Here is a 12,363-nt window from a genome sequence, read left to right as displayed (position 1 = left end):
GACTCTCTCAGAGATGAAGATCGATAGCGGTGGCACCGCCTGGATGCTGACGAGCACGGCGCTCGTCCTGCTGATGACGCCCGGACTTGCCTTCTTCTACGGCGGGATGAGCCGCGCGAAAAGCGTGCTCAACATGATGATGATGAGTTTCGTCAGCATCTCCGTCGTGGGAATGGCGTGGGTCGTCTACGGCTACTCCCTCACGTTCGGCGACGGCGGCGGGCTCAGCTCGTTCATCGGCGGGTTCGGCGACTGGGGCCTGGTCGGCCTGGAGACCGCCGCCACGGCCGACGACGGCACCGGCATCCCGCAACTGGTGTTCGCGGCCTTCCAGGCCACGTTCGCCATCATCACCGTCGCGCTGATCAGCGGCGCCGTCGCGGACCGCGCCAAGTTCGGCGCCTGGGTCGTGTTCACCCTCGTGTGGGTGACGCTCGTGTACTTCCCGATCGCCCACTGGGTCTGGTGGTCGGACGGAGAGAAGGCCGGCTGGCTCTTCGACCTCGGCGCCCTCGACTTCGCGGGCGGCACGGTCGTCCACATCAACGCGGGCGTCGCGGCACTCGCGCTCGTCCTCGTCCTCGGCCGGCGCAGGGGCTGGCCGAAGGAGCCGATGCGGCCGCACAACCTGCCGTTCGTCCTGCTCGGCGCCGGGCTGCTGTGGTTCGGCTGGTTCGGGTTCAACGCCGGGTCCGCGCTCGGCGCCGGAGCCACCGCGGCCGTCGCGTTCGTCAACACGCTCGCCGCGACCTGCGCCGCCGCGTTCGCGTGGATCATCGTGGAGAAGCTGCGGGACGGGTCGTCCACCACGCTCGGCATCGCGTCCGGCATCGTCGCCGGGCTGGTCGCAGTCACCCCCGCCTGCGCGTTCGTCACCCCGCTCGGCGCCATCGCCCTCGGCCTCGTCGCGGGCGCGGTCTGCGCGTTCGCGGTCAGCCTGAAGTACAAGCTCGGCTACGACGACTCGCTGGACGTCGTCGGCGTCCACATGGTCGGCGGCATCGTCGGCGCGCTCCTCATCGGCATCCTGGCCACCACGGCGGTCAACGACGCCGGCGCGGACGGCCTGCTCGCGGGCGGCGGGTTCGCGCTGCTCGGCAAGCAGGCGGTGGCGGTCCTCGCGACGCTCGCGTACTCGTTCACCGTCACCTACGTGATCGCCAAGGTCATCGACCTGGTCATGGGCTTCCGGATCAGCGAGGACGACGAGGCAGCGGGCATCGACAGCACGGCGCACGCCGAGACGGCGTACGACTTCGGCACCATCCGGGCGGGTATCGGCTCGGGTGCGACCGCGGCGGCGCCCGCCCCGGTCTCCGGCGTCCCCGGCGGCACGAAGGTGGAGGCAAAGGGATGAAGCTCGTCACGGCGGTGATCAAGCCGTTCAAGCTGGACGACGTGAAGAAGGCCCTGGAGGCCTTCGGCGTCCGGGGCCTGACGGTCAGCGAGGCCAGCGGCTACGGCCGCCAGAAGGGCCACACGGAGGTCTACCGAGGCGCCGAGTACCAGGTCGACCTGGTGCCCAAGCTCCGCGTCGAGGTCCTTGTCGAAGCGGAGGACGCCGACGACATCATCGACGTGATCGTCAAGGCTGCCCGCACCGACAAGATCGGCGACGGCAAGGTCTGGGCCGTCCCGGTCGACACCGTCGTCCGCGTCCGCACCGGCGAAACCGGCCCCGAAGCCCTCTAGGCGATGACCCCAGGACGGCAAGCGGGACTGGACGCAGCCGAAACGGCCCGGGCCGCCCTCGCGGCGGCCCGGGCCGAACGGGCCGCCGAGCTGGACCGATGGCTGCAATCCCTCCTGACCCCCGATCCGGCCCGCCCGATCCCCGAGGACGTCGCCCTCATCGCGGTCGGCAGCCACGCCCGGCGTGAACTGACACCCGGCGGCGACCTCGATCTCGTCCTCCTGCATCGAGGCCGCGCCGGGATCGCCGAGATCGCCGACCGAGTCTGGTACCCGATCTGGGACTCCGGGCTGCGGCTCGACCACTCCGTCCGCACCGTCCACGAGGCCCGGACGGTCGCGCGCGGCGACATGAAGGCCGCCCTCGGCCTCCTGTCGGCGCGCCGGCTCGCGGGCGACCGCGCCCTCGCGGACGAACTGCGCACCGCCGTCCTCACCGACTGGCGGGCGGACGCCCCCGCCCGCCTGCCCGAACTGTCGGAGATGTGCCGCGAACGCTGGGAGACGCAGGGTGAGCTGGCCTTTCTCCTGGAACCCGACCTCAAGGAGGCGCACGGCGGGCTGCGCGACGTCCACATCCTGCACGCCGTCGCCGCGTCCTGGGTGGCGTCAGGCCCTGATGCCCGGGTCCGGGCGGCCCATGACCTGCTGCTCGACGTCCGGCATGCGTTGCACGAGGTCACGGGCCGGTCCACGGACCGCCTCGTCCTTCAGGAGCAGGACGCGGTCGCCCGTGCCCTCGGCCTGACCGGCGCGGACGTCCTGCAACGCTCGATCTCGGAGGCCGCCCGCACGATCACCTACGCGGCCTCGCACACGTGGCGCCGCGCCGACCGCCTCACCAGGTCCCGGCGCGGCGTCGAGCGGCGTCCCGTCGGCGACGGCGCCGTCGACCACGACGGCGAGGTCGTCCTCGCACGGAACGCCGACCTGAACGATCCCGCGCTCGTCCTCCGCGTCGCCGCTGCCGCCGCGCACGCGGGCCTGCCGCTGGCGCCCGCCACGGTCGCCCGGCTCGCCGAGCACGCCGCCCTGCCGCGCACCCCCTGGCCCGCCCCCGCCCGCGACGCCCTCGTCTCCCTGCTCGGCGCCGGCCCCACCGCCATCGCCGTCTGGGAGGCGCTCGACCAGGCCGGGCTGATCGTCCGGCTGCTGCCCGAATGGGAACGCGTCCGCAACCGTCCGCAGCACAACCCCGTCCACCGCTTCACCGTGGACCGCCACCTCGTGGAAACCGCCACCGGCGCCGCAGCCCTCACCCGCGAGGTCGCCCGCCCCGATCTCCTCCTCGTCGGCGCCCTCCTGCACGACATCGGCAAGGGCCGTCCCGGCGACCACTCCACCACGGGCGCCGCCATCACCCGCGACCTCGGCACCGACCTCGGCTTCCCCGAGGACGACGTCCGCGTGCTGGAAACGCTCGTCCGCCACCACCTGCTCCTGCCCGAGACCGCCACCCGCCGCGACATCGACGACCCGATGACCGTGCAGACGGTCACCGCCGCAGTCTCCACAGTGCCCGGTCGCGAACGCGAGATCCTCGACCTCCTCGCCGCACTCGCGATCGCCGACGGCAACGCCACCGGCCCCGCCGCCTGGGGCGCCTGGAAGTCCGGCCTAGTCGCCGACCTCGCCCGCCGCGCCGCCGCCGCCCTGTCCGGCGGCTCCCGCCCCGCCCCCGCCCTACCCCCCGAACAGGTAGCCCTAGCCCGCCACGACGGCGCCGCCGTCCGCATCACCGGCTCCCGCATCACCATCGCCGCCCCCGACCGCCCCGGCCTCCTCTGGCGCGCCGCCGGCGTCCTAGCCCTACACCGCCTGGCCGTGAAAACAGCCCGCACAATCTCCTCCCCACCCCCCACCACCCAAGAACCACCACAGCCGCCCACCCCACCCACACAGGCAGCCCCGACCCCCACAACACCCACCAACGACGACACACCACCCAAGCCCAACACAACCACCCCCCCACCGAACGCCACGACCTCACCCGGCCACGCAGGCACACCACCGCCCACCGCCACCGAAACGCATCCCACCCCGCCCGCCAACGAAGCGGCTCCGCACCACACCAGGGCCCCGTCGACGGGACGCGACGACGCACCATCCAAGCCCCGCCCGACCGACCTTCCGCCGAGCGGCACGACCTCACCCGGCCACGTGGGCACTTCACCGCCCACCGCCACCGAAACGCATCCCACCCCGCCCGCCAACGAAGCTGCTCCGCTCCACGCCAGGGCCCCGTCAGCGGGGCGCGACGACGTGCCAGCCAAGTCCCGCCCGACCGGCCTTCCGCCGAGCGGCGCGACCTCACCCGGGCATGTAGGCACGGCGAACGCACCGCCCAGCAACACCGAAATGACACCCGAGCCGTCCGCTGGGCGGGAGGCCATGCCCCTCAGCCATCGAGAGCCGTCAGGGTCGGCCGCTGCTGGAACGGCGTCTGCAGCTGTGACGTCCACCGATGGCATGGCTGGGCTCCACGCAAGGGCGATGCCCGCAGAGAGCGACGCCGTGGCATTCGGGGCCAGCACGGCAGGCCTTCCGGCAAGCGGCGCGCCCCTGTCTGGACATGTGAGTACCTCGGAACCACCGTCCAACTCCGCCGGAACAACGCGCGCCCCGTCCGCCGAGTGGACCGCGTCCGTCGGCGACTCCGGGCCCGCGTCCGCCGACACAGCCGCGTCCGCGGGCGAGATCGCATGGACCGATGGCTCTGCCCCGACTGGCGAGACGGCGTCGGCGAGCGAGACGGCGTCGGCTGGCGGGCCCGCATCGGACGGCGGGCCCGTTTCGGCCGGTAGGCCCGCATCGGCCAGCGAGACGGCGTCGAGGGGCGGGCCTGCGTCGACTGGCGGGGCGGCGTCGGTCGGCGGTCCCGCGTCGGTCGGGGAGCCTGCGTCGGTTGGTGGCTCCGCGTCGGCAGTTAGGTCCGCGTCGGGCAGCGGGGCGGCGTCGACCGGCGGGCCTGCGTCCACCGGTGGGACGGCGTCGGTCGGCGGGACCATGTCGGGCAATCGGGTGGCGGCGGCTGGCGGGTCTGCATCGGCCTGTGGGGGCGCGGCGAGCGGCGGGGTCACGTCGGCTGGTGAGATCGCGTCGGCTGACGGAGGCGCGTCCGTTGGTGGGACGGCGTCTGTGCTTGCGGATGTGTTTGGCGACGGGTCGCGTTCGGGCAGTTCGGTGGGGGAGTCGCAGGTGACGGCCGTGCTTGACTTCACCGCTGTGCCCGAGTTCGGGACGCCCCCGGATCCGGCGGCCCTGGAGGCCGACCTTCGCCGGATGCTCGCCGACCGGCTCGATGTCGCCGACCGACTTGAGCGGCGGGAGCGGTCCATCCGTGTGCGACCCGGCGTGGCCGTGGCCCCGCCGCGGGTGATGATCGTGGACGACGCGTCCCGCACGGCCACCGTCGTCGAGGTTCGCGCCCATGACCGGCCGGGGCTTCTCTGGCGCATCGGACAGGCATTGGGCGCATGCGGCCTGCAGGTTCGCGCCGCCCAGGTCGACACGCTGGGTGCCGAGGCCGTGGACGTCTTCTACGTGGTGGACGCAGAGGGACGCCCCTTGGACGACCCCGCAGCTCTCGCAACCGTCCGCTCCCAGGTCCTGGAAGCCCTCCGCTGATCTTCATCCGTCCACTGCCAGAGTCCGTTGCCCCACTGCGTGGAAGTTCTTCCCTGGACCGGTTTTTGCATGTTGTAGCAGGGCGGCTTCATGCGTCGCTCCCGGCTCCCCGGTGTGTCTGCTGCCCACGGCTGACTGGCCCGCTGAGCTCCTCGAGCGAAGGAGCTGCCGCTCCCCAGGGACGGCCGCTCCAGGCCAGATTCACGATTTCCTGGCGCTGCAAGGCTTGCCGGCCTACAGCCGAGGCGTTCTGCTGCGCCTGTGTCAGCAGAGGTGCCCGGGGGTGGCATGGGGCTGGACGGACGAGCGGCCGTTGAGAACGGTCCCGGCGAGAGGGGCAGGGCTCGGCCGGTGACCCGATACGCTGATAGGCGATCCCAGAAGCTTTAAGGACGGTCCAGACACGTGTTCGAGACGCTCTCCGACCGGTTGACGACGGTCTTCTCGTCGCTGCGCAGCAAGGGCCGGCTCTCCGAGGCCGACATCAACGCCACCGCCCGCGAGATCCGGATCGCGCTGCTCGAGGCGGACGTCGCGCTGCCCGTGGTCAAGGACTTCATCGCTCAGGTCAAGGAGCGGGCGCGGGGCTCGGAGGTCTCGCAGGCGCTGAACCCGGCGCAGCAGGTCGTCAAGATCGTCAACGAGGAGCTCATCAACATCCTCGGCGGCGAGACGCGCCGGATCAGGCTGGCCAAGAACCCGCCGACCGTGATCATGCTCGCGGGTCTGCAGGGCGCCGGTAAGACGACGCTCGCGGGCAAGCTGGCCCGGTGGCTGAAGCAGGAGGGCCACGCGCCGATGCTCGTGGCCGCCGACCTGCAGCGTCCCAACGCCGTCCAGCAGTTGCAGGTCGTCGGCGAGCGGGCCGGGGTGCCCGTGTTCGCGCCGGAGCCGGGCAGCGGCGTCGGCGACCCGGTGGACGTGTCGCGCCGGTCCATCGAGCAGGCCAAGCAGGCCCAGCACGATGTCGTCGTCATCGACACCGCGGGACGTCTCGGCGTCGACGCCGAGATGATGCAGCAGGCCATCGACATCCGCGACGCCGTCAAGCCCGACGACGTGCTGTTCGTCGTCGACGCGATGGTCGGCCAGGACGCGGTCAACACCGCGCAGGCGTTCATGGACGGCGTCGGCTTCGACGGCGTCGTCCTCACCAAGCTCGACGGCGACGCGCGGGGCGGTGCGGCGCTGTCCGTCCGGCATGTGACCGGACGTCCGATCATGTTCGCCTCGACGGGCGAGAAGCTCGAGGACTTCAGCGTCTTCCACCCGGACCGCATGGCGGGCCGCATCCTCGACATGGGCGACATCCTCACCCTGATCGAGCAGGCCGAGCAGGCGTTCGACGCCGAGCAGGCCGAGAAGATGTCCAGCAAGTTCGCCTCGGGCGAGGACTTCACCCTCGAGGACTTCCTCGAGCAGATGATGATGATCCGCAAGCTCGGCCCGATCGGCAACCTCCTCGGCATGATGCCCGGAATGGGGCAGGTCAGGGAGCAGGTCAACCAGATCGACGACAAGGATCTGGACCGGATCGCCGCGATCATCCGCTCGATGACCCCGCAGGAACGCGCCCAGCCGAAGATCATCAATGGTTCGCGGCGGGCGCGCATCGCGGGCGGCTCCGGTGTCAGCGTCGGCGAGGTCAACAGCCTCGTCACCAGGTTCTTCGACGCGCAGAAGATGATGCGCCAGATGGCGGGCGGGATGGGCCTGCCCGGAATGCCCGGCGGACGCAGGAAGACCAAGGCCGCGAAGGCGTCCAAGAAGAAGGGCAAGCAGCGCAGCGGCGACCCGCGCAAGCGCGCCGGCGGCGGCAAGGGAAGCCAGGATCAGCAGCCCGCGGCCGGCGGCGCGACGCCCCAGGGCCTTCCCCCCGGGCTCGGCGGCAGTCCCGGCAGCGCACCTGGCCTCCCGCCCGGCCTCGGCGGTCAGCTTCCGCCCGGCTTCCAGATGCCCGACCTGGACAAACTCCAGAGCCGAAAGAAGAAGTAGGCACCCGTTCGGGCCGATGCCGTTCTCTGGCGTCCGCCTCCACGCGAACGCAGCGATCAACGCAAGACGTGCTGCGCAAGACATGCTGCGCAAGACGCGCTGCCCAATGCCGTCGACGTGCGCAATGCTGTCGAGGCCGGACGCTGAGCAGCTTTCCCCCGCCGGCCGGAAACGGCGATCAGTGCGTGACCCGCTGCGCCCTGCGAGTCGAAGTGCGATATCCCGCAGGGTCTAGTGATGGCGTACGTCGCCGTGGCTACTGCAGTTGCTTGCTCCCGGAGTGGCTGCGGCGCTGTCGCAGTCGGCTTTGTCGCGCTATCGGGCCGGGCCTTGGACGCCCTGGTATTTCGGGGCGATGGGGGTGACCGTCGGCCGAACGCGCTGGTCACCTCACAGCAATGGCGGGACGGCGATCATCGCATCGCTGCGGGTCGCCGCCTGCCTGGTTCGGCTCGCCGCCTGATCAGTTCCCGCAGGCACCGGGGGTCGCTCGACGGCCGAGCCCGCGGTCGGGCAACACGACTTCGCGCGATTGCGCGTTTCCGCGGATCGTCTGGCAGAATGACAGGCTGGAAACCCCGGAGTCGCCAGGCGCCCTCTCTCGTCCTCGGCGACCGGAGTCCTCGGGCGGCCGTGAGCCGGTGTTCCCCACCTGGCACGGGTCGTCCACCCTGTTATTAAGTCTGGAGTACACCACACCCGTGGCAGTCAAGATCAAGCTCAAGCGTCTGGGGAAGATCCGGAACCCGCAGTACCGGATCGTCGTTGCCGACGCCCGCACCAAGCGTGACGGGCGCGCCATCGAGGAGATCGGGCTCTACCAGCCCAAGCAGGAGCCGTCGCTCATCAAGATCGACTCGGAGCGGGCGCAGTACTGGCTCGGCGTCGGCGCGCAGCCGACCGAGCCCGTCCTCAACCTGCTGAAGATCACCGGCGACTGGCAGAAGTTCAAGGGCGAGCCGGGCGCCGAGGGCACCCTCAGGGTCGCCGAGCCGAAGCCCGACAAGAAGGCCGCGTTCGAGGCCGCCGTCAAGGAGTCGCTGGGCGACGACGCGGCCGCCGGAGCCGCGACGACGGGCCGGGGCAAGAAGAAGGCCGAGCCGAAGAAGTCCGAGGCGAAGAAGTCCGAGCCGAAGTCCGAGGCGAAGACTGAGGCGAAGGCCACCGAGACGACCGAAGCTAAGAGCGAGGGCTGACGTGCTCGAAGAAGCGCTCGAGCACCTGGTCCGCGGGATCGTGGAGAACCCGGACGACGTCCGGGTCCGCGCCCGCCGGATCAGGGGCGGCCGGGTCCTGGAGGTGCGAGTGCACCCCGAGGACCTCGGAAAGGTCATCGGCCGCAGCGGACGCACCGCCAAAGCCCTCCGCACGGTGATCAGCGCCCTCTCCGGGGGCCGCTACGTGCGCGTTGACCTCCTCGACGTCAACGAGGTCCGCTGAGTGGTGTCCCGATGAGCGAACCGCTCGTGGTGGGACGGATCGGACGGCCGCACGGGGTCCGCGGTGAGGTCACCATTGACGTCCGCACGGACGAGCCGGACATCCGGTTCGCCGCGGGCACGGAGATCGTCACCGACCCCGCGGCCGCCGGCCCGCTCGCCGTCGAGCGCGTTCGCTGGCATTCGGGACGCCTGCTCGTGCGCTTCGCCGGGATCGGCGACCGCGACGCCGCCGAAGAACTCCGCGGCACATGGCTCGTCGTCGACCCCGGTGAGATCGCCCCGTCCGCAGACCCGGACGACTTCCACGACCGGGAGCTCATCGGGCTCGCCGTCGTCACCGCGGAGGGCGCCGACGTCGGCCGGGTCTCCGACGTCCTGCACCACGGCCAGGACCTCCTGGTCGTGAACGGCCCCGGCGGGGAGACGCTGGTCCCCTTCGTGACCGCGCTCGTCCCCGAGGTGGACGTTCCCGGGGGGCGGCTCGTCATCGACCCGCCCCCCGGCCTGCTCGGCGAGTCATGAGAATCGACATCGTCACGATCTTCCCGGAGTACTTCGCCGCCCTCGACATCTCCCTCCTCGGCAAGGCCCGGCGAACCGGACTCCTGGACGTCCACGTCCACGACCTGCGCGGCTGGACCCACGACCGCCACCGCACCGTGGACGACACCCCGTACGGCGGCGGCCCCGGCATGGTCATGAAGCCAGAACCATGGGGCGAAGCACTCGACGCCATCGTCCCCCCCACCCCCCCACCCCCAACACCACCTGTGAGCGAGCCAACCCCACTGCCATCTGCGAGCGCGTCCCGCCCCGTTTCCGGCGCGGGCCAGGCCGCGGCCTCTGGAACGGTGCCGCGGCTGATCATCCCCACGCCGAGCGGGCGGCCGTTCACGCAGGCTCTCGCAGCGCAGTACGAGTCCGAACCGTGGCTCCTCTTCGCCTGCGGACGCTACGAAGGCATCGACTCACGCGTCGTCGACGAGGCCCGCACGCGGATGCCCGTGGACGAGGTCAGCCTCGGCGACTTCGTGCTCGCCGGCGGAGAGGTCGCCGTACTGGTCATGATCGAGGCGATCGGACGTCTCCTGCCCGGCGTCCTCGGCAACGCCGACTCGGTCGCCGACGACTCGTTCGCGCCCGGCGCCATGGAGTCGCTCCTGGAGGGCCCCGTGTACACCAAGCCCCCCGTCTGGCGGGAACGGCCCGTCCCGGACATCCTCCTGTCGGGCCACCACGGCGCGATCGCCCGGTGGCGGCGCGACGAGGCGATTCGCCGCACCGCGCGGCACCGTCCCGACCTGCTCGCCCGGCTCGCCCCGAAAGACCTCGACGAACGGGACCGCGCCGTCCTCCGCGAGGCCGGTTTTCCGGTTGACGGCGAAGATATGGCAGACTAGAGCGTCCGTGCGTCCAGATCGCACGGCACCCCACGACCACTTTCCGCGGCGCGACGCCCCCACGAAAGATCCACCGGGGCCTCTCGACGCCCGCGTTCGACCATGAGGAACCGCTGCCATGCACACCCTGATCCAGGAGATCGAGAAGGCCGCGATGCGCGCCGACGTCCCGGACTTCCGTCCGGGCGACACGCTGAAGGTGCACGTGCGTGTCACTGAGGGCAACCGGAGCCGTATCCAGGTCTTCCAGGGCGTGGTGATCCGGCGGCAGGGCGGCGGCGCCCGCGAGACCTTCACCGTCCGCAAGGTCAGCTACAGCGTCGGCGTCGAGCGGACGTTCCCGATCAACAGCCCCTCCATCGACAAGATCGAGGTCGTCACCCGCGGCGACGTCCGCCGCGCGAAGCTCTACTACCTGCGCAACCTCCGCGGCAAGGCCGCGCGCATCAAGGAGAAGCGCGACCACTGAGTCCGCCACTGAGCCAGCGACCCATTCGATCGCCAAGGATGAACAGGGCCGATCTGAGCCAATGAATGACAGCGCCCCGGGAACCTGTAACGGTGACCGGGGCGTTGCCAGTTTCGGATGGAAATGGCCGACCTGCTCCCTGGCGACACGCCCACGGGCGGCGTCCGCGGGGCCCTGCGCCGCTAGGCTTTCGCTCTGATGACTGACGAGGACGATCGGAGAGACGTGCGATCCGAGGCCGAGGGCGCGGTGCCCGAAGAGAAGGAGCCCTTTGACTCGGCCGAGGAGACGGTCGACGGCTCCGACGACGACGGCAAGCGCAAAAAGAAGAAGCAGGGCTCGTTCTGGAAAGAGCTCCCCGTCCTCATCGTGGTCGCCGTCGTGCTGGCCCTCGTGATCAAGGCGTTCGCGGTCCAGGCCTTCTACATTCCGTCCGGGTCCATGGAGAACACCCTCCAGGTCGGCGATCGCGTCCTCGTCAACAAGATCGTCTACCACACCCGCGACATCGCCCGCGGCGACGTCATCGTCTTCAACGGCCTCGACTCCTGGGACCCGGAGATCCAGGTCGAGGAACCCGGCAACCCCGTCTCCCGGGCGCTGCGCGCCGTCGGCACCGCCTTCGGCGTCGCTCCCAACGAGAAGGACTACATCAAGCGCGTCATCGGCATCCCCGGCGACCGCGTCAAATGCTGCGACGCCAAGGGCCGCGTCACGGTCAACGGCGTCCCGCTGGACGAGGACACCTACCTCTTCACCGACCCGATCACGCACGAGCGGAACAAACCGTCCAACGAGCCCTTCGACGTCACCGTCAAGCCGGGCCAGCTGTGGGTCATGGGCGACCATCGTGAACTCTCCTACGACTCCCGCTCCCATCGGGGCGACCCCGGCGGCGGCACCATCCCGATCGACCGCGTCATCGGCCGAGCCTTCGTCATCGTCTGGCCGCTGGACCGCATGACCACCCTCCCGATTCCCGACACCTTCAAACAGAACGCGCTGGCCGCCGCGATCCCCGCCACCCCCTACGCCCTGGGCGTCATCGCCACCCTCCCGCTCGCCTACCTCCTGAAACGCCGCCGCCTAAGGGCAACCTGACCCCGCTCCCCACGGCCACCAGCACCCGAAAGACAAACGACCGGGCCATCCCCACCACCACCGGCCTCGAGGCGACACCAACCCAAGATCTCGGGCCGCCGCCGCTCTCACCCGCCAATCGCACCGAACCGGCGTCAGCCAGCAGGGACGTGCGCCTGGACACGGCGATATTCGCCGCCGAACTCCAAACTCGAAGTGCGCAAAGATGATCTCGCGGTGGTCTGGTCGAATCAATTGGATGCGGTCTGGGTTGGCGCAAGCAGGCTCTCTCCGGGGATTGGTCGTGGACGCGAATTCCGCCAGGGTTCTGGCCCGTTCCAGGCATTGATGCCGCCCTTAGATGGCCTTCGCCCCAAGGGATGAGCCGACGCCGCACACGCTCCGGGCCAAGTGGACACACACGGCCAGGTGTTCCCAGACGGGAACGCGAAACTGCCACCGTCCCGTGGCAGCGCCCACGCGCGAGCCATGATCCGACCCCAGGGGCCGTGGCAGTAGGCCGGGGTCCCATGCACGATCAGCTAGTCAACGGCCTTCTCTGGGGTGACCTCCAGGGCCTTACGCCATCGTGCACTTGTCCGCGCTTGTCCGTGCGCTCCGTGTGTGCTCGTTCGTGTGTGTCCGTTCGTTGGTCGGC

10 protein-coding genes are annotated in these 12,363 nt (G+C 70.6%); all 10 read left to right on the top strand.

Annotation, left to right across the window (positions count from 1 at the left end):
* Nucleotides 1-13: 13 nt before the first annotated feature.
* Nucleotides 14-1,357, top strand: a complete 1,344-nt coding sequence (locus ACH35V_RS11460; protein ID WP_395971871.1) for an ammonium transporter — start codon at nt 14-16, stop codon at nt 1,355-1,357.
* On the top strand, nt 1,354-1,692 hold the full coding sequence (locus tag ACH35V_RS11455; protein WP_395971869.1) for a P-II family nitrogen regulator: 339 nt from the start codon (nt 1,354-1,356) through the stop codon (nt 1,690-1,692). Before ACH35V_RS11460 ends, ACH35V_RS11455 begins: the two co-directional genes overlap by 4 nt.
* A 3-nt stretch (nt 1,693-1,695) precedes the next feature.
* A complete protein-coding gene (locus ACH35V_RS11450; protein WP_395971867.1) occupies nt 1,696-5,319 on the top strand; it encodes a [protein-PII] uridylyltransferase in 3,624 nt (1,207 codons plus the stop codon).
* A gap of 405 nt (nt 5,320-5,724) precedes the next feature.
* Nucleotides 5,725-7,314: a signal recognition particle protein gene (gene ffh / locus ACH35V_RS11445; RefSeq protein ID WP_395971866.1), complete on the top strand. Its 1,590-nt coding sequence runs from the start codon at nt 5,725-5,727 to the stop codon at nt 7,312-7,314.
* 701 nt (nt 7,315-8,015) lie between these two features.
* Nucleotides 8,016-8,510, top strand: a complete 495-nt coding sequence (gene rpsP, locus ACH35V_RS11440; RefSeq protein WP_395971865.1) for a 30S ribosomal protein S16 — start codon at nt 8,016-8,018, stop codon at nt 8,508-8,510.
* A 1-nt stretch (nt 8,511) separates the two neighbouring features.
* Complete coding sequence (locus ACH35V_RS11435) at nt 8,512-8,754, top strand: RNA-binding protein (protein ID WP_021598307.1); 243 nt, start codon at nt 8,512-8,514, stop codon at nt 8,752-8,754.
* A gap of 11 nt (nt 8,755-8,765) precedes the next feature.
* On the top strand, nt 8,766-9,278 hold the full coding sequence (rimM, locus tag ACH35V_RS11430; protein ID WP_395971863.1) for a ribosome maturation factor RimM: 513 nt from the start codon (nt 8,766-8,768) through the stop codon (nt 9,276-9,278).
* Nucleotides 9,275-10,156, top strand: coding sequence for a tRNA (guanosine(37)-N1)-methyltransferase TrmD (gene trmD, locus ACH35V_RS11425; RefSeq protein ID WP_395971862.1), 882 nt, complete (start codon nt 9,275-9,277; stop codon nt 10,154-10,156). The genes rimM and trmD overlap by 4 nt, the downstream gene beginning before the upstream one ends.
* A 118-nt stretch (nt 10,157-10,274) precedes the next feature.
* Nucleotides 10,275-10,625 carry a 50S ribosomal protein L19 gene (gene rplS / locus ACH35V_RS11420; protein WP_089312872.1) on the top strand — a complete coding sequence of 117 codons (351 nt, stop codon included), beginning with the start codon at nt 10,275-10,277 and terminating at the stop codon, nt 10,623-10,625.
* 198 nt (nt 10,626-10,823) lie between these two features.
* Nucleotides 10,824-11,726 (top strand): signal peptidase I, encoded by a 903-nt coding sequence (lepB, locus tag ACH35V_RS11415; protein WP_395971861.1) that lies wholly within the window; start codon nt 10,824-10,826, stop codon nt 11,724-11,726.
* Nucleotides 11,727-12,363: the final 637 nt, after the last annotated feature.

This window comes from Actinomadura sp. 1N219 (assembly GCF_044326405.1).
Classification (GTDB): domain Bacteria; phylum Actinomycetota; class Actinomycetes; order Streptosporangiales; family Streptosporangiaceae; genus Spirillospora.
Note: the sequence above shows the minus strand (reverse complement) of the source record. Positions and strands in the feature narration are given on the sequence as shown.

Bases quoted from the DNA above. Each gene is read 5' to 3' on its own strand.
- trmD (WP_395971862.1), top strand. From the start codon at position 9,275: ATGAGAATCGACATCGTCACGATCTTCCCGGAGTACTTCGCCGCCCTC.
- lepB (WP_395971861.1), top strand. From the start codon at position 10,824: ATGACTGACGAGGACGATCGGAGAGACGTGCGATCCGAGGCCGAGGGC.
- rplS (WP_089312872.1), top strand. From the start codon at position 10,275: ATGCACACCCTGATCCAGGAGATCGAGAAGGCCGCGATGCGCGCCGAC.
- ACH35V_RS11455 (WP_395971869.1), top strand. From the start codon at position 1,354: ATGAAGCTCGTCACGGCGGTGATCAAGCCGTTCAAGCTGGACGACGTG.
- ACH35V_RS11450 (WP_395971867.1), top strand. From the start codon at position 1,696: ATGACCCCAGGACGGCAAGCGGGACTGGACGCAGCCGAAACGGCCCGG.
- rimM (WP_395971863.1), top strand. From the start codon at position 8,766: ATGAGCGAACCGCTCGTGGTGGGACGGATCGGACGGCCGCACGGGGTC.
- ACH35V_RS11460 (WP_395971871.1), top strand. From the start codon at position 14: ATGAAGATCGATAGCGGTGGCACCGCCTGGATGCTGACGAGCACGGCG.